This window comes from Pseudomonas sp. NPDC087358 (assembly GCF_044900785.1).
In the GTDB taxonomy this organism is placed as follows: domain Bacteria; phylum Pseudomonadota; class Gammaproteobacteria; order Pseudomonadales; family Pseudomonadaceae; genus Aquipseudomonas.
The window spans coordinates 50,778-76,017 of sequence record NZ_JBJDOA010000015.1 but is presented as its reverse complement, the minus strand read 5'-3'; the positions used below and the strand labels follow the sequence as shown (position 1 = coordinate 76,017).

Here is a 25,240-nt window from a genome sequence, read left to right as displayed (position 1 = left end):
CGCTTGGGTTTATACCCTTCCTGTGTTTCGACGTTAAGGCCGCTGCATGATTCGACTCCAACGCTCATGGTTCCAGCGCGGTCTGCCGATGCTGGCGATTTTACTCCTCAGCGGTTGCTCCAGTCTGTCCTATTACACCCAGTTGGCTGGCGGCCAGCTGGAATTGCTCAGGGCGCGTGAGCCGGTGGCCGACGTCATCGCTGACCCGCAGCGTGATGCCACGTTGCGTGACCATCTGCTCAAGTCACAGCAGGCACGCGAGTTTGCCAGCCAGCATTTGCACTTGCCGGACAACCAGAGTTATCGGCTCTACGCCGATATCCATCGTCGGTATGTGGTCTGGAATGTCTTCGCCACCGGGGAGTTCTCGCTGGACCCGGTCACCCATTGCTTCCCGATCGCCGGCTGTGTGGCCTATCGGGGCTATTACACCCAAGGCGCTGCGCGGGGCGAAGCGGCGTTGCAAAAGCTCGATGGCAAGGACGTGTACGTCAGCGGTGTCGAGGCCTACTCCACGTTGGGTTGGTTCAATGACCCGATCATCAGCTCGATGATGAGCTGGGGCGATGAGCGTCTGGCCACGCTGATCTTCCATGAGCTGGCACATCAGCGTTTCTACGTGAAGGACGACAGCGAGTTCAACGAGTCCTACGCCACTTTCGTGGAAGAAGAAGGCACCCGACAGTGGCGAGCGGCGCGGGGGTTGCCGGCCGAGGGCGCTTCTTCTGAAACACAGCGGCGTGATCAGCTGACACAGTTGGTGTTGGCGACCCGGGATCGGCTCAAAGCGTTGTATGCCGAGGCGCTCGACCCCGCGATCATGCGTCAGCGCAAGGCCGCGCAGTTCGAGCGCTTGCGCAGCGAGTATCAGCAACTGCGCGACAGCCAGTGGGGCGGCGACAAGCGCTTCGACAGCTGGGTGTACGCGCCGATGAACAACGCGCGCTTGCTGCCCATCGGTCTGTATGACCAGTGGGTGCCGGCGTTCGAGGCGTTGTTCAGACAGGTCAAGGGTGACTGGCCAGCGTTTTTTACGGCGGTCGAGGAGATTGGCGGATTGCCCATGGACGAGCGCAAGGCGGCGTTGGAGCGGTTGGCCAAGACTTCAGCTTGACTTGACCCCCTGTAGGCGTGAGCTTACTCGCGATAGCTGTGTATCAATCAGCGCATAATCGTCAGACACACCGTCATCGCGAGCAAGCTCACTCCTACAGGGTTTGCGGCTTTCTCAGGCTCTGACGAACGCCTGGTGCAGCGCTTTCAGCGACTCGAAATGATAGGTCGGCGCCTCGGCTTCTAGCTCTTCCCGACTGCCAAACCCATATCCCACCGCCGCGACATCCAGCCCGTTGCGCTTGCCGCCGATCAGGTCGTGTTTACGGTCGCCGATCATCAATGTCTGCCTGGGATCGAGCTTTTCCTCGTCCAGCAGATGCCGAATCAGCTCGACTTTGTCGGTACGCGTGCCGTCCAGTTCACTGCCGTAGATCAGCTTGAAATGCCGGGCGAAGTCGAAGTGCCGGGCGATTTCATGGGCGAACACCCAAGGCTTGGACGTGGCGATGAACAGGGTGCGGCCTTGATCGGCGAGCATGTCCAGCAGCTCGAAGACGCCGTCGAACACCAGGTTTTCATACAGCCCGGTGACCTTGAAGCGCTCGCGGTAGAAACCCACCGCCTCCCAGGCCTTGGCCTCGTCAAAGTCGTAGGCACGCATGAACTGCTGCAGCAGTGGCGGGCCGATGAAGTGCTCGAGTTGCCTGATATCGGGTTCATCGATGCCCAGCTTGCTCAGGGCGAACTGGATCGAGCGGGTAATGCCCTCGCGGGGATCGGTGAGGGTTCCGTCCAGGTCAAACAGAATATTCTGGTAATGCATGTCTTCTCTCAGGCGCTGTGTAGTCTGTGGATCAAGTGCGATTTATGGACATCTGTAGCAGCACGGCTCGCCGGCGGCTGCGAACTTGAGATCGCTATCGCCGGCAAGCCGTGCTGTTACAAGGCCTTGTCGAAACCTTCTGCCAGGTGCTGATCCTTGAGCTTGACGTAGTTGGCCGCGCTGTAAGGGAAAAACGCGATCTCCTTTTCGGTCAGCGCACGCATCTGTTTCACCGGCCGACCGACATACAGAAAACCGCTTTCCAGGCGCTTGCCCGGCGGCACCAGGCTGCCCGCGCCGATGATCACTTCGTCCTCCACCACCGCGCCATCCATGATCGTGCTGCCCATGCCGATCAGAATGCGGCTACCGACAGTGCAGCCATGCAGCATGACTTTGTGGCCGATGGTCACTTCGTCGCCGATCAGCAGGGGAAAACCATCCGGATTGAACGGCCCGGCGTGGGTGATGTGCAACACGCTGCCGTCCTGTACGCTGGTGCGGGCGCCAATGCGGATACGGTGCATATCGCCACGAATCACCGTCAGCGGCCAGACCGAGCTGTCGGCGCCGATTTCGACATCGCCGATGACCACCGCCGAATGGTCGACAAACGCCCGCTCGCCAAGGGCTGGGGTGTGACTCTGGAATGTGCGAATAGCCACGATAGGCTCCTTCTCTGGCGCTGATAGCTGCGCACAGCGCCGATTGTAATTAAGATGCTCAGGTGTTTCTTCCAGCCAAGGTGCCAAACCGTGAGCGCGAACAACCCTCTTTTGCAATCGTACGACCTGCCACCTTTCTCGGCGATCCGCGCCGAGCACGTAAAACCTGCCATTGACCAGATTCTTGCCGACAACCGCGCGGCGATTGCCGACATTCTCGTCAAGCAAGGCACGCAGCCTACATGGGCCGGGCTGGTGCTGGCGATGGATGAGCTTAACGATCGTCTGGGCGCGGCCTGGAGTCCGGTGAGCCACCTCAACGCGGTATGCAACAGTGCCGAGCTGCGCGAAGCCTATGAGTCCTGCCTGCCGGGACTGAGCGCCTACTCCACCGAGATGGGGCAGAACCGCGAGCTGTTCCAGGCTTTCGAGGCCCTGGCCAATGGCCCTGAAGCCGCCGGTTTCGACGTGGCGCAGAAGACCATTCTGGAGCATTCGCTGCGTGACTTCCGCCTGTCGGGTATCGATCTGCCGCCAGAACAGCAAAAGCGCTACGCCGAAGTCCAGAGCAAGTTGTCGGAGTTGGGCAGTCAGTTCTCCAACCAGTTGCTGGACGCCACTCAAGCGTGGAGCAAGCACGTCACCGACGAAGCCGCCCTCGCCGGCCTGACCGATTCGGCCAAGGCGCAAATGGCTGCGGCGGCTCAGGCCAAAGAGCTTGATGGCTACCTGATCACCCTGGAATTCCCCAGCTATTACGCGGTGATGACCTACGCCCAGGACCGCGCCCTGCGTGAAGAAGTCTACGCGGCCTACTGCACTCGCGCCTCGGATCAAGGCCCGAATGCCGGCAAGAATGACAATGGCCCGGTGATGGAGCAGATCCTCGACCTGCGTCAGGAACTGGCCAAATTGCTGGGCTTTGCCAGCTTCTCGGAGCTGAGCCTGGCGACCAAGATGGCCGAGTCCAGCGACCAGGTGCTCAGCTTCCTGCGCGATCTGGCCAAGCGCAGCAAGCCGTTTGCCGCTCAGGATCTGCAACAGCTCAAGGCTTATGCGGCCGAACAGGGCTGCCCGGATCTGCAGAGCTGGGACAGTGGTTTCTACGGCGAGAAACTGCGCGAGCAGCGTTACAGCGTTTCCCAGGAAGCCCTGCGCGCCTACTTCCCGATCGACAAGGTGCTGGGTGGTCTGTTCGCCATTGTGCAAAAACTGTACGGCATCGAAATCGCCGAGCAGAAAGGCTTCGACACCTGGCACCCGGATGTTCGCCTGTTCGAAATCAAGGAAAACGGCCAGCACGTCGGCCGCTTCTTCTTCGACCTGTATGCCCGCGCCAACAAACGCGGCGGAGCCTGGATGGACGGTGCGCGTGATCGTCGGCGTACCTCGCAAGGTTCGCTGCAAAGCCCGGTGGCCAATCTGGTGTGCAACTTCACCCCTGCGGTTGCCGGCAAGCCTGCGCTGTTGACTCACGATGAAGTCACCACGCTGTTCCACGAATTCGGTCATGGCCTGCACCACCTGCTGACCCGCGTCGAGCACGCTGGCGCGTCGGGCATCAACGGCGTGGCTTGGGATGCGGTCGAGTTGCCGAGTCAGTTCATGGAAAACTGGTGCTGGGAGCCTGAAGGCCTGGCGCTGATTTCCGGTCATTACGAAACCGGCGAACCGCTGCCTCAGGATCTGCTGGAAAAAATGCTGGCGGCGAAGAATTTCCAGTCCGGCCTGATGATGGTGCGCCAGCTGGAATTCTCGTTGTTCGATTTCGAACTGCACGCCACTCATGGCGACGGCCGCACCACGTTGCAGGTGCTCGAAGGCGTGCGTGACGAGGTGTCGGTCATGCGCCCACCGGCCTACAACCGCTTCCCCAACAGCTTCGCGCACATCTTTGCCGGCGGTTACGCGGCCGGTTACTACAGCTACAAGTGGGCCGAAGTGCTCTCCGCCGATGCCTTCTCCAAGTTCGAAGAAGACGGCGTGCTCAACGCCCAGACCGGTCGTGCGTTCCGCGAGGCGATTCTGGCCCGTGGTGGATCGCAGGCACCGATGGTGCTGTTCGTCGATTTCCGCGGACGCGAGCCTTCGATTGACGCACTCTTGCGCCATTGTGGCTTGAGTGAGGAAGCGGCAGCATGACCGATACACCGCAAGTGGTTACCAAGAAACGCTTTATCGCCGGGGCTGTCTGCCCGGCGTGCAGCGAGCCGGACAAGTTGATGATGTGGAGCGAAGACGACGTCCCGCACCGCGAATGCGTGAGCTGCGGCTATTCGGATACGTTAAACGCTCAGGGTCAGTCGATCCCCAAGGAACTGGGCACGCGCGTCAACAAGGCCACACCCAAACCGGCCGATCCGAAGGTGCAAGGGGTGCAGTTCTTCCCTAATCCGAAGCTGAAAAAGCCGGTTGATCCGAGCTGAAGAAATACGCGCAAATCCTGGCATGCCTCACCCATGGGGCATGACGGGAATCCCTGTTTTCGATTCGCCTTGAATCACAACCGCCACAAAATTGTCTGCACGCCCACCACATCGGTCTTCTGAAACCAGCCCTTGATCGCGCAGCCGGCCAGCGCACTGGTGCTGCAGGCGCCACTGGCGAGCGCCGTCTTCAGCGCATCTACGTCGACTTTATTGATGTAATCGATGCCGTGCCTGAGGTTGTCTTCATCCCCATAACCGCCATGTTCCATCTCATCCAGCGCGGCCTGTTTGCTCCATCCCTGCACCACAATCCGGTACATCGCCGACACCAGGCCGGTTCGGTCGAGCCCGTGTTTGCAATGGATCAACACAGGGCCCTTCTCTTGCGCCGTTTGAATTGCCCGCAGGCTCTGAATGATATCCGCGTCGTCAATGTGAACCGTCTGCAGCGGAATCTGCACCTGCGTGACCGACGGATCGGACAGCCACTTGCTGTCGCTCTCCTTGATGAAATCCACCACCGTCACCACGCCCAGCTTTTTCAGCAGCGGCTGTGCGGCAGCGTCGGGCTGGCGACTGCGATAAAGCGTCGGGGTGATCTGATACAGGTTGTAGTGAGTGTCGATGGGTTGCGCCCACTGACTCGGCCGGGATGTCGGTGCGGGCAGATCGTCGGCTTGAGCCAGGCAACCCAGGGAAGCGGCGAGAAAACCTGCGAGCACAAAGGCGATCAATCGAATACGCATCGAGTATTTCCGTGGCAATGGGCAGCGGTGAGGGACGGCAAGTCTCTGCGCCGCATGGTCAAGGTGATGTGAGGTGGATGTCAAAACTTCGTTGGATGCCGTTGATCGGCGCTGAAGTTCTTTTGCGCCTCGGCCATGGAGGGCCGCAGTGATTCACGGTACTGTATATATGAACAGCTATCGGGGATGCTCGCATGTCTATTGCACTGCCACCACGCGGCCGCGGCACCGCGACCAATCCGCATAACCGCTTCGCGCCCAATCGCTCGGTAGCCGAGGACGACGGCTGGTACCAGGAAGTGCCGCTGACCCAGGGCACCACCGTTACCCTGGAAACGGCCAAGAGCATCATTGCCCGTAACTCTTCACCGGACATCCCCTTCGACCGCTCGATCAACCCCTATCGTGGTTGTGAGCACGGCTGCATCTATTGTTACGCCAGACCCAGTCATGCCTATTGGGACATGTCGCCCGGGCTGGATTTCGAAACAAAACTGATTGCCAAGACCAACGCCGCGGCGCTGCTGGAGCAACAGCTGTCCAAGCCCGGCTACAGCGTCGCGCCGATCACCCTGGGGGCCAACACTGACCCGTATCAGCCGATCGAACGCGAATACAAGCTCACTCGCGCAACGCTTGAGGTACTGCTGCGCTATCGTCATCCGGTGACCATCATTACCAAGGGCTCGCTGATTCTGCGTGATCTTGATCTGCTGGCTGAATTGGCAAAGCTGAACCTGGTGTCGGTGTTCATCAGCCTGACCTCGCTGGATGATGAGCTCAAACGCATTCTTGAACCCCGCGCAGCCGCGCCCAAAGCGAGATTGCGGGCCATCCGGGTATTACGCGAGGCCGGTGTCCCGGTTGGCGTATTGCTGGCGCCGATGATTCCGATGATCAACGACATGGAGCTGGAAAGGCTCATGAGCGAGGCCAGGGATGCCGGCGCATTGAGTGCCAGCTACGTGATGCTGCGCCTGCCGCTGGAGGTCGCACCGCTGTTCGAAGAATGGTTGCAGGCGCACTATCCGCAACGCGCCGAACACGTGATGAGCCTGGTCCGACAGAGTCGCGGTGGCCAGGTGTACGACAGTCGATTCGGCTCACGCATGCGCGGGGAAGGTGTATTCGCCGAGCTTCTTGCCCAGCGCTACAGTATTGCGGTGCGGAAGCTGGGCTTGAACCGTCGTGACAGTTTCAAGCTGGACTGCGACGCCTTCTGCCCTCCCGGTGGACAGATGTCATTGTTGTGACTCGGGTGACGTCTTAACAGGTATCGCAGCTTTTGATTCTGGCCGCAGGCAGAAGCAAACCAGCGAGCCTGGGATTAAGATTTTCTAACGCCAGACCCGCAAGCTAGAGCGATGTATTCAGTTTCAATTAAGTTTTCATCGCTAAGGTGTTCCACAAGTGACCAGCTGGTCGCCTACAGATGGAATTGTCCGTAATGCCAAAAGAAGTGGTCATCCGCAGGAATAACTGGAAAATCCACTTCAATCCGTCAGAGAGGATGAGACATGACAGACAAGGATAAACAACCTTCGGCAGGCTCCTTGCCGGAGGCGGAAACCGCCGATGTGGCATTGCAGCACATCGTTGATGGCTTCAAGCACTTTCGTCACGACGTTTTCCCGCAACAGGAAGAACTGTTCAAGAAGCTCGCCACGGCCCAGCAGCCCCGGGCGATGTTCATCACCTGCGCAGATTCGCGCATTGTTCCCGAACTCATCACTCACAGCTCGCCTGGCGACCTGTTCGTGACCCGCAACGTCGGCAACGTGGTTCCGCCTTATGGCCCGATGAACGGCGGCGTTTCGACTGCCATCGAGTACGCGGTCATGGCCCTGGGGGTGCATCACATCATCATCTGCGGGCATTCGGACTGCGGCGCAATGCGCGCCGTGCTGAATCCCGACACCCTGGAAAAGATGCCGACCGTAAAGGCCTGGCTGCGCCATGCCGAAGTCGCCAGGACCGTCGTGCAGGACAACTGCAATTGCGCCGGCGAACACGAAACGATGCACGTCCTCACCGAAGAGAACGTCATCGCCCAGCTGCGCCATCTGCAGACCCATCCTTCCGTAGCATCCAAGATCGCCGCTGGCCAGCTGTTCATCCACGGCTGGGTCTACGATATCGAGACGTGCGCAATCCGCGCCTACGATGCCGAGCAGGGCAGCTTCCTGCCGCTGGACGGCGTCGATCACATCCCGATGGCGACCCCGCGAAAGCGTTATTGATCGCAGGCTCATAGCGGCCAGACGGCCGCTGAATCTGCGTCACCACTGACGGTTCGAACCCCCTTCAAACGCTTGGCGGCCGCACTTTGCGCGTGCCGTCGGGCGTTGTCACGTCTGAAGAATCTCCGGAGAGTCGTCATGGCTACTACAGATCTGAAGTCTTTACTGCCACGCGAGCTGCTGGCTTCCGTGGTGGTCTTTCTAGTCGCCCTGCCGCTGTGCATGGGGATCGCCATCGCCTCCGGCATGCCACCAGCCAAAGGATTGATCACCGGCATCATTGGTGGCCTGGTGGTTGGATGGCTGGCGGGCTCGCCTTTGCAGGTCAGCGGACCCGCAGCGGGTCTGGCGGTGCTGGTCTTCGAGTTGGTGCGTGAACACGGCATGGCCATGCTCGGGCCGATCCTGTTGCTGGCCGGGTTGCTGCAAGTGCTGGCCGGTCGCTTCAAGCTCGGCTGCTGGTTCCGGGTCACGGCGCCTGCGGTGGTGTACGGCATGCTCGCCGGAATCGGGGTGTTGATCGTGCTTTCCCAGGCCCACGTGATGTTCGACGGCGGTCCGAAACCTTCCGGGCTGGATAACCTGATCGCCTTTCCGCAGACCCTGTCCGATGCCATCGGCCCCGGTAGCGGCATGCAGGCCGGCCTGCTGGGGCTGGGTACGATTGCGATCATGTGGTTATGGGAAAAGCGCCGGCCCCATGCGCTGCGTTTCGTGCCCGGCGCTTTGCTCGGCGTCGGTATCGCGACGTTGGTGAGCCTGGTGATGAGTCTCTCGGTCAAGCGCGTCGAGGTGCCGGCCAACCTTTCCGAAGCCATTGACTGGCTGCGCCCGGGCGATCTGCTGAGTCTGGCCGATCCTGCCATCCTGATTGCCGCGCTCGCCGTGGCGTTCATCGCCAGCGCCGAAACGCTGCTCTCGGCGGCGGCAGTGGATCGCATGCACGATGGTCCGCGTTCGGACTTCGACAAGGAACTCAGTGCCCAAGGCGTGGGCAACATGTTGTGCGGGCTGGTGGGTGCTCTGCCGATGACCGGGGTGATCGTGCGCAGCTCGGCCAACGTCCAGGCCGGCGCCAAGACCCGCTTGTCGGCGATATTCCACGGTCTATGGTTGCTGGCCTTCGTGTTGCTGCTGTCGAGCGTGCTGCAGAGCATCCCGGTGGCGAGTCTGGCGGGCGTGCTGGTCTATACCGGTATCAAACTGGTGGATCTCAAGGCGTTGCGGGGGCTGGGTCGGTATGGGCGCATGCCGATGCTCATTTACGCGGCGACCGCGGGCGCGATCATTTTCACCGACCTGTTGACCGGCGTACTGATCGGCTTCGGACTGACGCTGGTGAAGCTGGCGCTGAGCGCGTCGCGGCTGAAGATCAATCTGCTGGATCTACCGGCCGAGGGAGAAATGGAATTGCGTCTGACGGGCGCGGCGACCTTTCTCAAGGTGCCGGCATTGACCCAGGCGCTGGGCAGCGTACCGCCGGGCACCACGTTGCACGTGCCGTTGGGTAACCTCAGTTACATCGATCACGCCTGCCTAGAGTTGCTGGAGGAATGGGGCCGCGCCAATGCCGCCCAGGGCTCACGATTGCTGCTGGAGCAACGCTTGCTCAAGCGCAGGGTCGAGGGGCGGATTCGTACGTCGATTGGTGGGGCGGCGTTGCATTGATCACGTGCTGACCGCCACGAACCTGTAGGAGTGAGCTTGCTCGCGATGCAATGGTCCAGACAGCTTCAATGTGTCAGGACGGGCGCCATCGCGAGCAAGCTCACTCCTACACTGGTTTTACCCGCCAAAAGGCCGGTGTCAGGCACCTGCCAATCAGTCCTTGGCACATTCCATTTCCAGCCCTACGCCCAACTGGCGCGACAGGCTTGGCCAGCGCTTCCAGGCCGCTTCGGTGTCGGGGCTGGCGAGCTGGTCGCGGTAGGCTTCAACCGACTCCAGGGAGAAGCTGTCTTCGTTCAGCAGCTCATCGATGGCGTGATGCACCACTTCATCGAGCTGGTTGGCAAAGTCTTCACCGATCAATTGATGGGCAATCACACTGGCCACTGTGGTGTTCATCGGAATCAGCGGCTGATTGAAATGCTTGATGTACAGGTCGTTGACCTCCTCCACCAGGCGATGCGCCAGATACGCCTCGTCCAGCAGGCTGTCCAAACCTTCATGGCCAGTCATGATCTGCGGCGGCGCGCTGAAAAATTGCTCGGCGATTTTCAACACCGGTTTGATCTGGCTTTCGATTCCGGCCTGTTGCGCCACTTCATGGGCGGCGTCCAGAAGATCGGGCACCTGTTCGATATAGGCAACGACAAAACGTGCCAGTACACCTCGGGCATCTACCTCGGGAAGATGGATCGCAGGGTGGAGGTGAGGGAGTTGCAACTCGAGCTGGCCCAGTAGCTGGCCGGTTTTTGTCTCGTGTTCCTGTGCTTGGGTGATCTGCTCGCGCAACGCGGCGGTGTTCATGAATACTCCATAGGGCGATAAAACCAGACAGTCATTATAGGGAAGTCATACGTTAGCTTGCTTATCAACTGCGCTAAGACGCAATTGTCATAACAGTTTCATGGTTATGTGCATCAGCTATTAAAAGGCCATATTTGTGGGCTTTTTCCCGTTTTCCTTCAGTAAAGGCGTATGCGTATAGCTCGGTTTTGCCGATCCTGCACTGCGTTGCGCGCCGTTTGGCCGTGTCTATACTCGGGTTTGTGATGAGTTGGCTGATGAATCTGGAATGTGACGCAGGCCTGGCCCCGGTCCTCAAGCGATAGTGTCGACTACTTGACCACCGCTCCCTCGCCCGCAAGTGACTGCTGGCAAAAATAAGAAGAACAAGAGGGGAACCCGCAATGATGCGACATCCACAAGTCTGGATGGGCCTCCTGTTGTGGTCGGTATTCGGCCGGGCGCACGCCGCCTGGACTACGAATATGGCACCGGGGGCGACCGAAGTCAGTCACGAAGTCTTCGACTTGCACATGACCATTTTCTGGATCTGTGTGGTGATCGGGGTCATCGTGTTCGGCGCGATGTTCTGGTCGATGATCGTGCACCGGCGCTCAACCGGCCAGGTCGCCGCCAAATTCCATGAAAGCACCACGGTGGAAATCCTCTGGACCGTCGTGCCGCTGGTGATTCTGGTGGTCATGGCGATCCCCGCCACCAAAACCCTGATCCGCATGTACGACAGCACTGAGTCGGGCCTGGACATCCAGGTCACCGGTTATCAGTGGAAATGGCATTACAAGTACTTGGGTCAGGATGTCGAGTTCTTCAGCAACCTGGCCACGCCCGCCGACCAGATTCACAACAAGGAAGCCAAGGGCGAGCATTACCTGCTGGAGGTAGATCAGCCACTGGTGGTGCCCGTCGGCGTGAAAATCCGCTTTCTGGTCACCGCGGCCGATGTCATTCATTCCTGGTGGGTTCCGGCCTTTGCAGTCAAGCGTGACGCCATTCCCGGGTTCGTCAATGAGGCCTGGACACGCATCGAGAAGCCCGGCATCTACCGCGGCCAGTGCTCGGAGCTGTGCGGCAAGGACCACGGCTTCATGCCGATTGTGGTGGAAGCCAAGACCCAGGCCGATTACGACACCTGGCTCGCCGGTCGCAAGGAGGAATCCGCCAAGCTCAAGGAACTGACCAGCAAGGACTGGACGCTCGAGGAGTTGGTGGCTCAAGGCGACAAGGTCTATCACACCACCTGTGTTGCCTGTCATCAGGCCGAAGGTCAGGGCCTGCCGCCGATGTTCCCGGCACTCAAAGGCTCGAAAACCGCAACCGGACCGAAGGAAGCGCACCTGGCCACGGTGTTCAACGGCCGGCCGGGTACGGCGATGGCCGCGTTCGGCAAGCAGCTGTCGGAAGTCGATATCGCCGCCGTTGTCACCTATGAGCGCAATGCGTGGGGCAACAACAAGGGCGACATGGTCACGCCCAAAGACGTGCTGGCGCTGAAACAGGCAGCTGCGAAATGAACGTTTTGACGGCAATGCGCCGAACACATTGTAGGCGTGAGCTTGCTCGCGATGCGTCCGTTCAGACAAAACCGAGGTGCCTGGCCCGCCGCATCGCGAGCAAGCTCACGCCTACAGGGTTGGCGTCGTTACGGGGTTGGTGGGATTGGCGCGAGTTATTTGCAGGAGACAGGACATGAGCGCAGTGATTGACGACCATGGTCACGAAGGCCATGTGCATGGTCCGGCCAAGGGCCTGATGCGTTGGGTGCTGACCACCAACCACAAAGACATCGGCACGTTGTATCTGTGGTTCAGCTTCTGCATGTTCCTGCTGGGCGGCTCATTCGCGATGGTGATCCGCGCCGAGTTGTTCCAGCCCGGATTGCAGATCGTCGAGCCGGCCTTTTTCAATCAGATGACCACCATGCATGGGCTGGTGATGGTGTTCGGCGCAGTGATGCCGGCGTTCGTCGGACTGGCCAACTGGATGATCCCGCTGATGATCGGCGCGCCGGACATGGCCTTGCCGCGCATGAACAACTTCAGTTTCTGGCTGCTGCCCGCGGCGTTCCTGCTGCTGGTCTCGACCCTGTTTACCCCCGGCGGCGGCCCCAACTTTGGCTGGACGTTCTATGCGCCGCTGTCCACCACCTACGCGCCAGAGAGCGTCACCTACTTTATTTTCGCCATCCACCTGATGGGCATCAGTTCGATCATGGGTGCGATCAACGTCATCGCCACCATTCTCAACCTGCGGGCGCCCGGCATGACCCTGATGAAAATGCCGCTGTTCGTCTGGACCTGGCTGATCACCGCGTTCCTGCTGATCGCGGTGATGCCGGTGCTCGCGGGCTGCGTGACCATGATGCTGATGGATATCCACTTTCACACCAGCTTCTTCAGTGCCGCCGGTGGCGGTGATCCGGTGTTGTTCCAGCATGTGTTCTGGTTCTTCGGTCACCCCGAGGTGTACATCATGATCCTGCCGGCGTTCGGCGCGGTCAGCTCGATCATCCCGGCGTTTTCGCGCAAGCCGCTGTTTGGTTACACCTCCATGGTCTACGCCACGGCGAGCATCGCGTTTCTGTCGTTCATCGTCTGGGCCCACCATATGTTCGTGGTCGGCATCCCGTTGGTGGGCGAGCTGTTCTTCATGTACGCCACCATGCTCATCGCCGTGCCGACCGGGGTGAAGGTGTTCAACTGGATCAGCACCATGTGGCAGGGAGAACTGACGTTCGAGACGCCGATGCTGTTTGCGGTCGCCTTTGTGATCCTGTTTACCATTGGCGGTTTTTCCGGGCTGATGCTGGCCATCGCCCCTGCCGACTTCCAGTATCAGGACACCTATTTCGTGGTGGCGCACTTTCACTACGTGCTGGTGCCTGGCGCAATTTTCGGCATCTTCGCCTCGGCGTATTACTGGCTGCCGAAATGGACCGGGCACATGTACGACGAGACCTTGGGCAAGCTGCATTTCTGGCTGTCCTTCATCGGCATGAACATGGCGTTTTTCCCGATGCATTTCGTGGGACTGGCCGGGATGCCGCGCCGGGTGCCGGACTACAACCTGCAGTTCGCTGATTTCAACATGGTCTCCTCGATTGGCGCGTTCACTTTCGGCGCCACGCAGATCTTCTTCCTGTTCATTGTCATCAAGACCATTCGCGGCGGTCCGCCGGCGCCGGCCAAACCCTGGGATGGCGCCGATGGCCTGGAGTGGACCGTGCCCTCGCCGGCGCCGTATCACACCTTTGTGACCCCTCCGGAAATAAAATGAGAGCGACCTGAAATGAGCGATGCATCGCGCCTCAACCGACGTCTGGTGACCCGCCTGCTGTTGCTGGTGGCGCTGATGTTTGCCTTCGGTTTCGCGCTGGTGCCGCTGTACGACGTCATGTGCAAGGCGTTGGGCATCAACGGCAAGACCGGCGGGCAGTACACGCAAACCCAGCAGGTCGATGACAGCCGTCAGGTGCGGGTGCAGTTTCTGTCGACCAACAATGCCGACATGGTCTGGGGGTTCTATCCCAAGGCAGAAGAGCTGAGCGTGCACCCGGGCGCCGTGAGCGAAATGCTTTTCGTGGCGCAGAATCCGACCGACAAGGCGATGACTGCGCAAGCGATTCCAAGCATTTCACCGAGCACTGCGGCGGTGTACTTCCACAAGACCGAATGTTTTTGCTTCACCCAGCAGATGCTGCAACCGGGTGAGCGCATCGAGATGCCAGTGCGCTTCATCGTCGACCGCGACCTGCCCAAGGACGTGAAGCACCTGACGCTGGCCTACACGCTGTTCGACATCACTGCTCGCATGCCGCCCGTTGTCCGCCCCGTTGCGGCAAATGGTGGCTAGGCCCTTCGGCCGAGGAGATTCGCAGATGGCAACGCATGAGCATTACTACGTTCCGGCGCAAAGCAAATGGCCGATCATCGCCACGGTCGGCATGTTCATCACCATGTACGGCCTGGGCACCTGGTTCATCGACATGAAAGCGGCGCGCCCCGGATCGCACGGGCCGCTGATCTTCGCCATGGGTGGGCTGATCGTCGCGTACATGATGTTTGGCTGGTTCGCGACGGTGATCAAGGAAGGCCGCGCCGGGCTCTACAGTGCGCAGATGGACCGTTCGTTTCGCTGGGGCATGAGTTGGTTCATCTTCTCGGAAGTGATGTTTTTCGTGGCGTTCTTCGGCGTACTGTTTTACGTGCGCAACGTGACCGGCCCCGCGCTGGGCGGCGAAGGTCCGAAGGGTATCGCGCACATGCTGTGGCCGAATTTCCAGTACACCTGGCCGTTGCTGCATACACCTGACCCCACGCTGTTTCCGCCGCCCAGGGAAGTCATCAACCCCTGGCACCTGCCGCTGATCAATACCGCTTTACTGGTCAGCTCCAGCGTGACCGTGACCATCGCCCACCACGCTTTGAAGAAAGGCCATCGCGGCGCGCTGAAGCTCTGGCTGTCGCTGACCATCCTGCTGGGCATCGCGTTCCTGTCGCTGCAGGCCAAGGAATACCACGAGGCCTATACCGAACTTGGGCTGACCCTCGGCTCGGGTATCTATGGCGCCACGTTCTTCATGCTGACCGGCTTTCACGGCGCCCACGTGACCATCGGCACGATCATTCTGTTTGTGATGCTGATGCGGATCCTGCGCGGGCATTTCGATGCCGAACACCAGTTCGGTTTCGAGGCCGCCAGTTGGTATTGGCACTTTGTGGATGTGGTCTGGGTGGGGTTGTTTGTTTTTGTGTACGTGCTTTGACGTCGGCTAACTGGACTTGGCGCACCGCCTGTAGGAGTGAGCTTGCTCGCGATTGGCCGTCCGGCCGATGAATTATGGCGAATGTACCGACGCCATCGCGCGCAAGCTCACTCCTACACGGTCAGGTTTCGGCAAGTCGCTCACCAAGGCGTGTGATAGACCAGCTGCCCGCTGAAATACCCGTAGGCGATCAAGGCCAGGGTGATGGCGGCGCAACTGACGCGGATGGTCAGGGCCTTGAGCAGGCGGGTGGAGGATGCGTCGTCCTTGACCAGAAAGAACAGGCCGCTGAACAGACTGACCACCGTGGCCATGAGCATCAGGACAATCGCCGCTTTTAGCATCGGGTGACTCCGGGAGCAAACGCTATGCAAGGGAGTATAGGTCTGGCTCGCCAGCAGGCGCGGGAGGCGTCATGAAACGCTTTCGGCCCGGGATCGTACCGACCCTGGTGGTTCTGGCGTTGCTGCCGCTGCTGGTGTCGCTGGGTTGCTGGCAGCTGGGCCGCGCAGAAGAAAAGCGCGTCATGCTTGCCAACTATGCCGAGCGTCGCCTGGCGCCGCCGATTGCGGCGCAGTTGCTGTCGTCCACTGCCGATCCCGCTTACCGCCGGGTGCAGTTGCGCGGCAGCTTCGACCCTGAACACAGCCTGCTGCTGGACAACAGCACCCGTGAAGGCAAGGTCGGCGTCGAGTTGATCCAGCCGTTCCATGATCAGGCCAGCGGCTTGTGGCTGATGGTCAATCGCGGCTGGCTGCCGTGGCCGGACCGGCGCACGCCGCCCGCATTCGATACGCCCGCGCAGCCGCTGAATCTCGATGCGTGGGTCTACGTCTCACCCGGTGCGACCTTCCAGTTGCACCCCGATTCGCCGACCGCCAACTGGCCGAAGCTGGTCACCGCCGTCGATCCGGTCAAGGTCTGGCCGCAGCTTGATCGGGACGGTTTTGCTCACGAACTGCGTCTGGAGTCTGGCCCTGCGGCGTACCGCACGGACTGGCCGGTGGTTGCCATGGGGCCGGAAAAACATCTTGGTTACGCCGTGCAGTGGTTCGCCATGGCGACGGCGCTGATCGGGCTTTACCTGTATTTGGGCTGGCATGCCCCGACGAGCGCAAAGAACAATAAAAAGAAGGAGAAGCCGCATGGGAACAGCGATGAATCCAGCCAGCATGTCTGAAACCCGCCCACCGAAGAGTCGGCGTCGAGGGCGGTTGCAATTGATTCTGGTGCTGCTGGTGGCGGTCGGGCCAATGATCCTGGCGACCAGCATGTACAAGCTCAAGTTCTGGGTCCCGGACAGCCGCAGCTTTCATGGCGAGCTGATTGGCAACGGTGAGAGCCGCGCCGAACTTGGCGTGCAGTCCGACGAGGCGCGCTGGCAGTTGCTGGTCACGGCTCCCGGCGAATGCGAGGCCGATTGCCAGCAGCTGGTGTATCTGGCGCGGCAGATCCAGATCGGCCTGGGTCGTGATGCCTCGCGCGCCAGTCATGCCCTCACCACCAGCGCGCCGTTGAGCCCTGACTACGACGCCAGACTTCGCCGCGAGTACCCGCAGTTGCAGCGTTATCCGCTGGACCTCAAGCGCTATCGGCAGGCGGCACCGGGTGTGGACCTGCCGCAACTGTGGATCGTCGATCCGCACGGCAACCTGGTGCTGCGCTACGGCGCCGAGGTCAATGGCAAGGACTTGCTCAACGACCTGCGCCAGCTGTTGAAACTGTCGAACATCGGATAAGGGGGGCGTCATGACCAGACCCGGATTTCGTCTCGCCCTGTTTGCCACCCTGTTGGCGCTGGTGGTCGTGCTGCTCGGTGCCTATACCCGCTTGACCCACGCCGGGCTCGGTTGCCCGGACTGGCCCGGTTGCTACGGTTTTGTCAGCGTACCCAACACCGAGATGCAACTGGCACATGCCCAATTGCGCTTCCCCGATTCACCGGTCGAGGAGCACAAGGGTCGTAACGAGATGGTCCACCGCTATTTCGCGGGTGGACTGGCGCTGATGATCATGATGCTGGGTGTGCAGGCCTGGCATCGGCGGCACATCGTCGACCAACCAGTAGGACTGCCGATGCTGTTATTGGGTGTGGTGTTCGCTCAGGCAGCGTTCGGCATGTGGACGGTGACGCTCAGGCTCTGGCCGCAGGTCGTCACGGCGCATCTGCTGGGCGGCGTCACGACCCTGAGCCTGTTGTTCCTGCTGACCCTGCGATTGAGCGGGTTGTTTGCCCCGATGCCGCAGATTGGCCGGCGCTTGCGGCGTCTGGCAGCGATTGGGCTGGCGCTGGTGGTGCTGCAGATCGCGCTGGGCGGCTGGGTCAGCTCCAACTATGCGGCGATGGCCTGTACCGACTTGCCGACCTGTCAGGGCCAGTGGTGGCCAGACGCCGATTTCGCCAACGGCTTTCACCTGACGCAGCATATCGGGCCCAATTACCTGGGCGGCAAACTCGACAGCGAAGCGCGCACCGCTATTCATCTGACTCATCGAATCGGTGCGCTGCTGGTGACCTTTTCGTTGCTGGCGCTGGCCTTGCAGCTTCATCGCGCAGGCCTTCAAGGGCTTGCCCGATTGCTGGTGCTGGCGCTGGCGGTGCAGGTCGCGCTGGGCATCAGCAACGTGCTGTTTCATCTGCCGCTGACGATTGCGGTTGGCCATAACGCGGGCGGTGCTGCACTCATGCTGACCATGACCCTGATCAACTATCGCCTGCGCCCGGTGTTTGCCATGTCGCAGCGCCACGCGCCGAGCTTCTGGCAGCACGCGCATGTGCTGCTGCACCTTGGGCCGCATCGTTGAGGCTTTGCGGATTGCGATTCTGGCCGCAGGCCGTGGGAGTCCAGCTTGCTGGCGATTGACCGGGAACCGGTCATGAAACTTGCGCCCGTGGTGTGTCAGATACCGTCAGTTATCAGATTTCGCTGCCGCTACGCGCCAAATCGCGAGCAAGTTTGCTCCCATGCCCTCCGGGCAGAAGCAATACGAGACGAGGAGGACCTTTAATGACAACCGCAACCGGCGAGCGGCATCGCCAGGCGCTGTGGCGGGACTACCTGGAGCTGACCAAGCCCAAGGTCCTGGTGCTGATGCTGATCACCTCGCTGGTGGGGATGTTCCTCGCCACCCGTGCGGGCGTGCCGTGGGCGGTGCTGGTGTTCGGCAATCTGGGGATCGCGCTGTGTGCCGGCGGCGCTGCGGTGGTCAATCATGTGGTGGATCGACGCATCGATGCCTTGATGGCGCGCACCCACAAGCGCCCGGTCGCGGAAGGTCGGGTGTCCCCTGCTGCCGCCCTCACCTTCGCCCTGACACTGGCCATCGGCGGTCAGGCGCTGTTGCTGACCTTTACCAATGCACTCGCTGCATGGCTGACACTGGCGTCATTGCTCGGCTATGCGGTGATCTACACAGGTTTTCTCAAGCGCGCGACGCCGCAGAACATCGTCATTGGCGGCCTGGCCGGGGCCGCGCCGCCGCTGCTCGGCTGGGTGGCGGTCACCGGACATGTCAGCGCCGAGCCGCTGTTGCTGGTGCTGATCATCTTCGCCTGGACGCCGCCGCATTTCTGGGCGCTGGCCATTCATCGCAAGGAGGAGTACGCCAAGGCGGACATCCCGATGCTGCCGGTGACCCATGGCGAGCGTTATACAAAGTTGCATATCGTGCTCTACAGCTGCGTGCTGCTGGCGGTGAGCCTGATGCCCTTCGTGATCAAAATGAGTGGCGTGCTTTACCTTGTCTGCGCCAGTGCCCTGGGGATTCGCTTTCTGCACTGGGCGCTGATGTTGTACCGTGGCAGCCGGCCGCACGCCGCAATCAGCACCTTCAAGTACTCGATCTGGTACTTGCTGCTGCTGTTCATCGCGCTCCTTGTAGATCACTACTTACTGTTGAATTTATGACCCGAACTCAAAAAACCGTTTTCATTCTCGTGGCAATCGTAGCGCTGGTGCTGGGGCTGACCGTCAACCGCGTACTGTCGGGCAAAGGCCAGGGCGACCAGACCGCGCTGATCGATGCCGGGGTCATCCTGTTGCCGCAAAGCCGCGACGTGCCGAATCTGAAACTGACTGATCAGGATGGCCAGCCGGTCGAACTCGATAGCCTGAAAGACAAGTGGACGCTGCTGTTTTTCGGCTACACCTTCTGCCCGGACATCTGCCCCACCACCCTCGCCCAGCTGCGCCAGATCAAGAGCGAGCTGCCAAAGGAGGCCGTGGACAGGCTGCGCATCGTACTGGTCAGCGTCGATCCCAACCGCGACACCCCACAACAGCTCAAACAGTACCTGGGGTACTTCGACAAGCAGTTCCTTGGCCTGACCGCGCCGGTCGATACGCTTCAGAAGCTGGCGAATGCGGTGAGCATTCCGTTCATTCCAGCCGACATCAGCAAACCCAACTACACGGTCGACCACAGCGGCAACCTCGCCCTGCTCGGCCCGGACGGCACCCAGCGGGGTTTCATCCGCGGGCCGTTGAACAACCAGAAGCTGGTGGCGCAATTGCCTGGATTGGTTGAGAGAAACTAAGGGGAACAGGCTGTTGATTCTGGCCGCAGGCCGTAGGAGTCCAGCTTGCTGACGATCTGCCGGGAGCCGGCGGTAAAACTGACACTTCGGTTTGTCCGGGTGTTTGGCGTCCACCGGGTTTGCTTGCGCTGCGCGAGAAGATCGCTGACAAGGTGGAGCGCCACCCCGGCGGCTCCCACGACCTCCGGGCAGCAGTGGTTCGCGTCTACCGCAGCGGAGGCGGCAGACGCTGAGAGCCTCGAATCATGTCAGAACGCCGGAACCACCGCGCCTTTGTATTTCTCCAGAATGAACGCCCTGGTTTCCGGGCTGTGCAGGGCGGCGACCAGTTTCTGGATGGCTGGCGAGTCCTTGTTGTCTTCGCGGGTCACCAGAATGTTGGCGTAAGGCGACTCCTGGCCTTCGATGATCAGCGCATCCTTGGTCGGATCAAGCTTGGCGGTCAGCGCGTAGTTGGTGTTGATCAGCGCCAGATCGACCTGAGTCAGCACCCGCGGCAATGTCGCGGCTTCCAGTTCGCGGAACTTCAACGCTTTCGGGTTCTGCAGCACGTCGCTTGGCTTGGCGGTGATGCTGTCCGGGTCTTTGAGCGTGATCAGGCCAGCCTTGACCAGCAGCAGGAACGCACGGCCTTCATTGGTCGCATCGTTGGGCAGCGCCACGGTCGCGCCGTCCGGCAAGTCGGCCAGGTTCTTGATCTTGTCCGAGTACGCACCGAAAGGCTCGACGTGGACCTTGGCAACGCTCACCAGGTGCGTGCCCTTGCCCTTGTTGAACTCATCCAGATACGGCTGGTGCTGGAAGAAGTTGGCATCCATGCGCTTCTGATCGACCTGCACGTTGGGCTGGATGTAGTCGTTGAAGACTTTCACATTCAGCGTCACGCCTTCCTTGGCCAGCGCCGGTTTGACGAACTCGAGGATCTCGGCGTGCGGCACCGCAGTGGCGGCGACGGTGAGGGTCTCATCGGCGTGGGCGGACAATGCAGCCACTGCAGCGAATACGGCCAACAGCTTCTTCATATAGCTACTCCTTGAAACACACGCCCTTGAGCGCGCATTTGCCGGTCAATGCCCGGCGAATTCGATTATCGGTGTGAAAAGTGCGCGACCAGTCTGTCGCCCACGGTTTGCAGGATCTGCACGAGCACTAGCAGCAATACGACCGTGACAAACATCACATCGTTCTGGAAGCGCTGGTATCCGTAGCGGATGGCCAGGTCACCCAGGCCGCCTGCGCCCACTGCACCGGCCATGGCGGTGAACGACACCAGCGCGATGGCGGTCACTGTGATTGCCGCGAGAATGCCCGGACGAGCTTCCGGCAGCAGCGCCTTGACGATGATCTGCCGGGTGGTGGCGCCCATCGCCTGAGTCGCCTCGATGATCCCGCGGTCCACTTCACGCAGCGCGGTTTCGACAAGCCGGGCGAAGAACGGCGTAGCCCCCGCGATCAGGGGTGGCAGGGTGCCGAGAATACCCAGCGAGGTGCCGGTGATGATTTCGGTCAGCGGCATCATCACGATCAGCAGGATGATGAACGGCAATGCGCGAAGCATGTTCACGATCAGCCCGACAGTGGCGTAGACCGGTTTGTTCTCCAGCAGCTGGCGCGGCGAGGTGAGGAACATCAATACGCCAAGCGGCAGGCCCAGGAGCACGGTGAAGGCCAGTGACACGCCGAGCATCGTCAGCGTATCGCCAGTGGCGACCCAGATTTCGTACCAGTCGACGTTGGAAAACAGATTGAGCAGGGTATCCATCAGCGCAGGACCTCCATGTGAACGTCAGCCGCAGTGAAGCGGGCGAACGCGGCGTCCATGTCGCCGCCGGTGATGGCGAGCGTCAATTGCCCGTAGGGAGTGTCCTTGATGCGGTCGATCCGCCCGGCCAGGATGCTGTAGTCCACGCCGGTTTCCCGGGCAACGGTACCCAACAACGGCGCGTAGGTCGCTTCGCCCTGGAAGGTCAGACGCACGATGCGACCCTGCACGTGGGCGAAGTCGGTGTTCTGCTCGTTTTCGTCGACCTGCTCGTCTTCCTGCACGAAGCGGCGGGTGGTCGGGTGCTTGGGATGCAGGAACACATCGGCCACGGCACCCTGCTCGACGATCACACCGGCATCCATCACCGCGACCTGATCACAGACCCGACGAATCACGTCCATCTCATGGGTGATCAGCACAATGGTCAGCTTCAGCTCACGGTTGATCTCGGCCAGCAGTTGCAAGACCGAGGCGGTGGTCTGCGGATCGAGGGCGCTGGTGGCCTCGTCGCACAGCAGGATCTTCGGCTTGGTGGCCAGGGCGCGGGCGATACCGACGCGTTGCTTCTGGCCGCCGGACAGCTGCGCCGGGTACTTCTTCGCGTGTTCAGACAGGCCGACACGGGCCAGCAGCTCGGCCACTCGCTGATCGATCTGCTTGCGCGACATATCGCCGGCCAGCGTCAGCGGCATGGCGACGTTGTCGGCGACAGTTTTGGAGGCCAGCAGATTGAAGTGCTGGAAGATCATCCCGACCTGACGGCGAAAGCCGCGCAGGCCATCGGCGTCCAGTGCGGTGACGTCGACGCCGTCGACCAGAATTGTGCCGCCGCTGGGCGCTTCCAGGCGGTTTATCAGGCGCAGCATGGTGCTTTTGCCCGCACCGGAGTGGCCGATCAGGCCGAACACCTGGCCGTTTTCGATCTGCAGGTTGGTGGGGTGCAGCGCAGGGATTTCCCTGTCGGCAACCCGATAGGTTTTATGGACGTTTTGAAACTCGATCACGTAGCGAACCTTGTGGGGGCGCGTTGGAAAATCAGCGTGTGACACAAGTCTTGAGCACGCTGCTGGGCGATGCCGGGGTTCAGGCGTTGCGGCCTCTTCACGCCTCGGCTGGATAAACCGGGCGCGCATTTTAGCCTGTCAGGCCGGGCTTGGCCCCGGATTTCTTAGCATTTATTTCGCATTGCACCTTGCGATCGGTCATAACCGTCGAGGTTGTGCGGCTCGATGCAACGTTAGACCAAAGGTTGGAAAAAACACGGAACGGCCATTTTTATCCTCGGTCACTACATAAGCGTCGAAATTTCCCTGTTAGTCGTCGGGGAAATCCCTGCATCCCAGCTCACGCCGCCTTTCGCCTATGGAAGGTCGAGAAAAGAGCCGCCCGAACCGAGGAGTTTTTGTCTGATGGCTACGAAGAAACCTGCACCCCTGAGCACGTCCCCGAAAAGCGAACTGGCCGGCACCGATACCCTGGACCGAGGCAATACCAATACCAAGCTCGACAGCCTGGAACAGTTCCGTTCCGATGCCACGGGCCAGGCCCTGCGCACCAATCAGGGCGTGAAAGTCTCTGATAACCAGAACACGCTCAAAGTAGGCTCCCGTGGTCCGTCGCTGCTGGAAGACTTCATCATGCGTGAGAAGATCACGCATTTTGACCATGAGCGTATTCCAGAGCGCATCGTCCACGCGCGCGGTACCGCAGCTCATGGCTACTTTCAGAGTTACGAGAACCATTCTGCACTGAGCAAGGCCGAATTCCTGCGTGATCCGGGGAAGAAAACTCCGGTATTTGTACGCTTTTCCACCGTTCAGGGCCCCCGCGGATCGGGCGATACCGTTCGCGACGTGCGTGGTTTCGCCGTGAAGTTCTACACCGGGGAAGGCAATTACGATCTGGTCGGCAACAACATGCCGGTGTTCTTCATCCAGGATGCGATCAAGTTTCCCGACTTTGTCCATGCGGTGAAACCTGAGCCGCACAACGAGATTCCCACTGGCGGTTCGGCCCATGACACCTTCTGGGATTTCGTTTCGCTGGTGCCCGAGTCCGCCCACATGGTGCTGTGGACCATGTCGGACCGGGCGATCCCGAAAAGCCTGCGCACCATGCAGGGCTTCGGCATCCACACCTTCCGCATGATCAACACCGAAGGCAAATCAACCTTCGTCAAATTCCACTGGAAACCCAAGTACGGCACCTGTTCGCTGTTGTGGGATGAAGCTCAGAAGCTGGCGGGCAAGGACACCGATTACCACCGCCGCGACCTGTGGGAATCCATCGAAACCGGTGACTACCCAGAGTGGGAGCTGGGCGTGCAAATCGTTGCCGAGGAGGATGAGCACAAGTTCGACTTCGATCTGCTCGACCCGACCAAGATCATTCCCGAGGAAATGGTGCCGGTCACGCCGTTGGGCAAAATGGTCCTTAACCGCAATCCCGACAACTATTTTGCCGAGACCGAACAGGTCGCTTTTTGCCCTGGCCACGTGGTACCGGGTATCGACTTCTCCAACGATCCTCTGTTGCAAGGCCGGTTGTTTTCCTACACCGATACCCAGATCAGCCGACTGGGCGGGCCGAACTTCCACGAGATCCCGATCAACCGTCCGGTCTCGCCTAACCACAGCAGCCAGCGTGATGCGCAGCACCGCATGACCATCGATAAGGGTCGTGCTTCCTACGAGCCCAATTCGATTGATGGCGGCTGGCCGAAAGAGACGCCGGCTGGTCCTGAAGACGGTGGGTTCGAGACCTATCAGGAGCGCGTCGAAGCACACAAGGTGCGTGAGCGCAGCCCATCGTTTGCCGACCACTTCTCGCAAGCCACGCTGTTTTTCAACAGCATGAGCGAGCATGAGAAAGAGCACATCATCGCGGCCTACAGCTTCGAACTGGGCAAGGTCGACCGTGAGCACATTCGCGCGCGGCAGGTGAACGAGATTCTGGCCAATATCGACATGACCCTGGCCAGCCGCGTCGCTGCCAACCTTGGCTTGCCCGCGCCGACAGGCCCGACCGTCAAAGCGCAGAAAACGGGCAAGCCAACGGTGGACAAGTCGCCACTGCTGAGCCAGGCGAACCTGCTTTCCGGCGACATCGCTTCGCGCAAAGTGGCGATTCTGGTGGCCGACGGCGTGGATGACAAAGCGGTGGCGACGATGAAGGCCGCGCTGGAGGCAGAGGCTGCCCATGCCAAGATCCTCGGCCCGACCTCGGCGCCGGTCAAGACTGCCGAGGGCAAGTTGCTGGCGGTGGATGCATCGATTGAAGGCTTGCCGTCGATTGCTTTCGATGCGGTGTTCATCCCTGGCGGAGCGGCGTCGGTGAAAGCCCTGAGCGGCAATGGCGTGGCGTTGCACTACGTGCTTGAGGCTTATAAGCACCTGAAGGCGATTGCCTATGCCGGGGATGCCCAGCAACTGATCGACATGTTGCGACTGGAAGCGGATACGGGCTTGCTGGCGGTATCCGACAGCCAGTCGTTCGCGGCGTTCTTTGACGCCATCAAGCAGCACCGGGTATGGGCGCGGGAGGCAAAGGCCAAGGCAATTCCGGCTTAAGGCATGTTGCGAGTTCGCGGTGGGGTGACCCACCGTGAAATTTCACTGGGCTTCATCCCTGGTGGGTCAGTCGCAAATCCTGTAGCCGGCTTGCTGGCGAGGGCGTAGTGTCAGTCACCTCATAGGTGACAGAAACACCTCTTTTGTCTGCGAGCCGGCTCCTACATCTGGTAAGG

Annotated in this window: 24 protein-coding genes; 16 read left to right on the top strand and 8 right to left on the bottom strand. The window is 60.5% G+C overall.

Going from position 1 to position 25,240, the window contains the following annotated elements; translation table 11 throughout:
- The first annotated feature begins 46 nt into the window (after positions 1–46).
- Positions 47–1,114, top strand: coding sequence for an aminopeptidase (locus ACI2KS_RS25940; protein ID WP_404623880.1), 1,068 nt, complete (start codon positions 47–49; stop codon positions 1,112–1,114).
- 114 nt (positions 1,115–1,228) lie between these two features.
- Here the strand turns inward: ACI2KS_RS25940 and ACI2KS_RS25935 are convergent, their stop codons facing one another.
- Together ACI2KS_RS25935 and ACI2KS_RS25930 are read right to left on the bottom strand one after the other, a co-directional pair.
- On the bottom strand, positions 1,229–1,879 hold the full coding sequence (locus tag ACI2KS_RS25935) for an HAD family hydrolase (RefSeq protein WP_404623879.1): 651 nt from the start codon (positions 1,877–1,879) through the stop codon (positions 1,229–1,231).
- Positions 1,880–1,995: 116 nt separating this feature from the next.
- Positions 1,996–2,544, bottom strand: a complete 549-nt coding sequence (locus ACI2KS_RS25930) for a gamma carbonic anhydrase family protein (protein ID WP_404623878.1) — start codon at positions 2,542–2,544, stop codon at positions 1,996–1,998.
- Positions 2,545–2,634: 90 nt separating this feature from the next.
- On the opposite strand from ACI2KS_RS25930, the gene prlC reads away from it, so the two are divergent.
- Together prlC and ACI2KS_RS25920 are read left to right on the top strand one after the other, a co-directional pair.
- The gene (gene prlC / locus ACI2KS_RS25925; RefSeq protein WP_404623877.1) at positions 2,635–4,686 is read left to right on the top strand and encodes an oligopeptidase A; all 2,052 of its coding nucleotides are present in this window, start codon (positions 2,635–2,637) and stop codon (positions 4,684–4,686) included.
- Positions 4,683–4,970: a YheV family putative zinc ribbon protein gene (locus tag ACI2KS_RS25920; RefSeq protein WP_404623876.1), complete on the top strand. Its 288-nt coding sequence runs from the start codon at positions 4,683–4,685 to the stop codon at positions 4,968–4,970. The genes prlC and ACI2KS_RS25920 overlap by 4 nt, the downstream gene beginning before the upstream one ends.
- Before the next feature lie 74 nt (positions 4,971–5,044).
- Here the strand turns inward: ACI2KS_RS25920 and ACI2KS_RS25915 are convergent, their stop codons facing one another.
- Positions 5,045–5,719, bottom strand: a complete 675-nt coding sequence (locus ACI2KS_RS25915) for a dual specificity protein phosphatase family protein (RefSeq protein WP_404623875.1) — start codon at positions 5,717–5,719, stop codon at positions 5,045–5,047.
- A 194-nt stretch (positions 5,720–5,913) separates the two neighbouring features.
- On the opposite strand from ACI2KS_RS25915, the gene ACI2KS_RS25910 reads away from it, so the two are divergent.
- The 3 genes from ACI2KS_RS25910 (at position 5,914) to ACI2KS_RS25900 (ending at position 9,627) form a co-directional block, all read left to right on the top strand.
- A complete protein-coding gene (locus ACI2KS_RS25910; RefSeq protein WP_404623874.1) occupies positions 5,914–6,972 on the top strand; it encodes a PA0069 family radical SAM protein in 1,059 nt (352 codons plus the stop codon).
- Positions 6,973–7,236: 264 nt separating this feature from the next.
- Positions 7,237–7,959, top strand: coding sequence for a carbonic anhydrase (locus ACI2KS_RS25905; RefSeq protein ID WP_404623873.1), 723 nt, complete (start codon positions 7,237–7,239; stop codon positions 7,957–7,959).
- A gap of 138 nt (positions 7,960–8,097) precedes the next feature.
- Positions 8,098–9,627, top strand: coding sequence for a SulP family inorganic anion transporter (locus ACI2KS_RS25900; protein WP_404623872.1), 1,530 nt, complete (start codon positions 8,098–8,100; stop codon positions 9,625–9,627).
- 153 nt (positions 9,628–9,780) lie between these two features.
- On the opposite strand, the gene ACI2KS_RS25895 is transcribed toward ACI2KS_RS25900, so the two are convergent.
- Positions 9,781–10,431, bottom strand: a complete 651-nt coding sequence (locus ACI2KS_RS25895) for a hypothetical protein (protein ID WP_404623871.1) — start codon at positions 10,429–10,431, stop codon at positions 9,781–9,783.
- A gap of 383 nt (positions 10,432–10,814) precedes the next feature.
- Between ACI2KS_RS25895 and coxB the strand changes: the two genes are divergently transcribed.
- From coxB to ACI2KS_RS25875, 4 genes are all read left to right on the top strand, one after another.
- Positions 10,815–11,942 (top strand): cytochrome c oxidase subunit II, encoded by a 1,128-nt coding sequence (gene coxB, locus ACI2KS_RS25890; RefSeq protein WP_404623870.1) that lies wholly within the window; start codon positions 10,815–10,817, stop codon positions 11,940–11,942.
- Between the two features lie 175 nt (positions 11,943–12,117).
- Positions 12,118–13,704 carry a cytochrome c oxidase subunit I gene (gene ctaD / locus ACI2KS_RS25885; RefSeq protein WP_404623869.1) on the top strand — a complete coding sequence of 529 codons (1,587 nt, stop codon included), beginning with the start codon at positions 12,118–12,120 and terminating at the stop codon, positions 13,702–13,704.
- A gap of 12 nt (positions 13,705–13,716) precedes the next feature.
- On the top strand, positions 13,717–14,280 hold the full coding sequence (locus ACI2KS_RS25880) for a cytochrome c oxidase assembly protein (RefSeq protein ID WP_404623868.1): 564 nt from the start codon (positions 13,717–13,719) through the stop codon (positions 14,278–14,280).
- 25 nt (positions 14,281–14,305) lie between these two features.
- The gene (locus ACI2KS_RS25875) at positions 14,306–15,193 is read left to right on the top strand and encodes a cytochrome c oxidase subunit 3 (RefSeq protein WP_404623867.1); all 888 of its coding nucleotides are present in this window, start codon (positions 14,306–14,308) and stop codon (positions 15,191–15,193) included.
- Positions 15,194–15,333: 140 nt separating this feature from the next.
- On the opposite strand, the gene ACI2KS_RS25870 is transcribed toward ACI2KS_RS25875, so the two are convergent.
- Positions 15,334–15,537 (bottom strand): twin transmembrane helix small protein, encoded by a 204-nt coding sequence (locus ACI2KS_RS25870; RefSeq protein ID WP_404623866.1) that lies wholly within the window; start codon positions 15,535–15,537, stop codon positions 15,334–15,336.
- A gap of 71 nt (positions 15,538–15,608) precedes the next feature.
- Between ACI2KS_RS25870 and ACI2KS_RS25865 the strand changes: the two genes are divergently transcribed.
- The 5 genes from ACI2KS_RS25865 to ACI2KS_RS25845 all read left to right on the top strand — a co-directional run bounded on the left by ACI2KS_RS25865 (position 15,609) and on the right by ACI2KS_RS25845 (position 19,730).
- Complete coding sequence (locus tag ACI2KS_RS25865) at positions 15,609–16,373, top strand: SURF1 family protein (protein ID WP_404623865.1); 765 nt, start codon at positions 15,609–15,611, stop codon at positions 16,371–16,373.
- Positions 16,339–16,932 (top strand): hypothetical protein, encoded by a 594-nt coding sequence (locus tag ACI2KS_RS25860; protein WP_404623864.1) that lies wholly within the window; start codon positions 16,339–16,341, stop codon positions 16,930–16,932. The genes ACI2KS_RS25865 and ACI2KS_RS25860 overlap by 35 nt, the downstream gene beginning before the upstream one ends.
- A gap of 10 nt (positions 16,933–16,942) precedes the next feature.
- The gene (locus ACI2KS_RS25855) at positions 16,943–17,998 is read left to right on the top strand and encodes a heme A synthase (RefSeq protein WP_404623863.1); all 1,056 of its coding nucleotides are present in this window, start codon (positions 16,943–16,945) and stop codon (positions 17,996–17,998) included.
- Between the two features lie 203 nt (positions 17,999–18,201).
- Entirely contained in the window at positions 18,202–19,101 is a 900-nt protein-coding gene (cyoE, locus tag ACI2KS_RS25850; RefSeq protein ID WP_404623862.1) for a heme o synthase, read from the top strand.
- Positions 19,098–19,730 (top strand): SCO family protein, encoded by a 633-nt coding sequence (locus ACI2KS_RS25845; RefSeq protein ID WP_404623861.1) that lies wholly within the window; start codon positions 19,098–19,100, stop codon positions 19,728–19,730. The genes cyoE and ACI2KS_RS25845 overlap by 4 nt, the downstream gene beginning before the upstream one ends.
- 248 nt (positions 19,731–19,978) lie before the next feature.
- Here the strand turns inward: ACI2KS_RS25845 and ACI2KS_RS25840 are convergent, their stop codons facing one another.
- The 3 genes from ACI2KS_RS25840 to ACI2KS_RS25830 all read right to left on the bottom strand — a co-directional run bounded on the left by ACI2KS_RS25840 (position 19,979) and on the right by ACI2KS_RS25830 (position 22,499).
- Entirely contained in the window at positions 19,979–20,752 is a 774-nt protein-coding gene (locus ACI2KS_RS25840) for a MetQ/NlpA family ABC transporter substrate-binding protein (RefSeq protein WP_404623860.1), read from the bottom strand.
- A gap of 65 nt (positions 20,753–20,817) precedes the next feature.
- On the bottom strand, positions 20,818–21,492 hold the full coding sequence (locus ACI2KS_RS25835; protein WP_404623859.1) for a methionine ABC transporter permease: 675 nt from the start codon (positions 21,490–21,492) through the stop codon (positions 20,818–20,820).
- On the bottom strand, positions 21,492–22,499 hold the full coding sequence (locus ACI2KS_RS25830) for a methionine ABC transporter ATP-binding protein (protein WP_404623858.1): 1,008 nt from the start codon (positions 22,497–22,499) through the stop codon (positions 21,492–21,494). Before ACI2KS_RS25830 ends, ACI2KS_RS25835 begins: the two co-directional genes overlap by 1 nt.
- Before the next feature lie 405 nt (positions 22,500–22,904).
- Between ACI2KS_RS25830 and katE the strand changes: the two genes are divergently transcribed.
- A complete protein-coding gene (gene katE, locus ACI2KS_RS25825) occupies positions 22,905–25,064 on the top strand; it encodes a catalase HPII (protein WP_404623857.1) in 2,160 nt (719 codons plus the stop codon).
- Positions 25,065–25,240: the final 176 nt, after the last annotated feature.

Coding starts and splice junctions, on each gene's coding strand:
- ACI2KS_RS25860 (WP_404623864.1), top strand. CDS start 16,339: ATGGGAACAGCGATGAATCCAGCCAGCATGTCTGAAACCCGCCCACCG.
- katE (WP_404623857.1), top strand. CDS start 22,905: ATGGCTACGAAGAAACCTGCACCCCTGAGCACGTCCCCGAAAAGCGAA.
- ACI2KS_RS25940 (WP_404623880.1), top strand. CDS start 47: ATGATTCGACTCCAACGCTCATGGTTCCAGCGCGGTCTGCCGATGCTG.
- ACI2KS_RS25845 (WP_404623861.1), top strand. CDS start 19,098: ATGACCCGAACTCAAAAAACCGTTTTCATTCTCGTGGCAATCGTAGCG.
- ACI2KS_RS25900 (WP_404623872.1), top strand. CDS start 8,098: ATGGCTACTACAGATCTGAAGTCTTTACTGCCACGCGAGCTGCTGGCT.
- ACI2KS_RS25835 (WP_404623859.1), bottom strand. CDS start 21,492: ATGGATACCCTGCTCAATCTGTTTTCCAACGTCGACTGGTACGAAATC.
- ACI2KS_RS25870 (WP_404623866.1), bottom strand. CDS start 15,537: ATGCTAAAAGCGGCGATTGTCCTGATGCTCATGGCCACGGTGGTCAGT.
- ACI2KS_RS25855 (WP_404623863.1), top strand. CDS start 16,943: ATGACCAGACCCGGATTTCGTCTCGCCCTGTTTGCCACCCTGTTGGCG.
- ACI2KS_RS25895 (WP_404623871.1), bottom strand. CDS start 10,431: ATGAACACCGCCGCGTTGCGCGAGCAGATCACCCAAGCACAGGAACAC.
- ACI2KS_RS25905 (WP_404623873.1), top strand. CDS start 7,237: ATGACAGACAAGGATAAACAACCTTCGGCAGGCTCCTTGCCGGAGGCG.
- ACI2KS_RS25935 (WP_404623879.1), bottom strand. CDS start 1,879: ATGCATTACCAGAATATTCTGTTTGACCTGGACGGAACCCTCACCGAT.
- ACI2KS_RS25880 (WP_404623868.1), top strand. CDS start 13,717: ATGAGCGATGCATCGCGCCTCAACCGACGTCTGGTGACCCGCCTGCTG.
- ACI2KS_RS25915 (WP_404623875.1), bottom strand. CDS start 5,719: ATGCGTATTCGATTGATCGCCTTTGTGCTCGCAGGTTTTCTCGCCGCT.
- ACI2KS_RS25865 (WP_404623865.1), top strand. CDS start 15,609: ATGAAACGCTTTCGGCCCGGGATCGTACCGACCCTGGTGGTTCTGGCG.
- coxB (WP_404623870.1), top strand. CDS start 10,815: ATGATGCGACATCCACAAGTCTGGATGGGCCTCCTGTTGTGGTCGGTA.
- ctaD (WP_404623869.1), top strand. CDS start 12,118: ATGAGCGCAGTGATTGACGACCATGGTCACGAAGGCCATGTGCATGGT.
- ACI2KS_RS25840 (WP_404623860.1), bottom strand. CDS start 20,752: ATGAAGAAGCTGTTGGCCGTATTCGCTGCAGTGGCTGCATTGTCCGCC.
- ACI2KS_RS25920 (WP_404623876.1), top strand. CDS start 4,683: ATGACCGATACACCGCAAGTGGTTACCAAGAAACGCTTTATCGCCGGG.
- cyoE (WP_404623862.1), top strand. CDS start 18,202: ATGACAACCGCAACCGGCGAGCGGCATCGCCAGGCGCTGTGGCGGGAC.
- ACI2KS_RS25875 (WP_404623867.1), top strand. CDS start 14,306: ATGGCAACGCATGAGCATTACTACGTTCCGGCGCAAAGCAAATGGCCG.
- ACI2KS_RS25910 (WP_404623874.1), top strand. CDS start 5,914: ATGTCTATTGCACTGCCACCACGCGGCCGCGGCACCGCGACCAATCCG.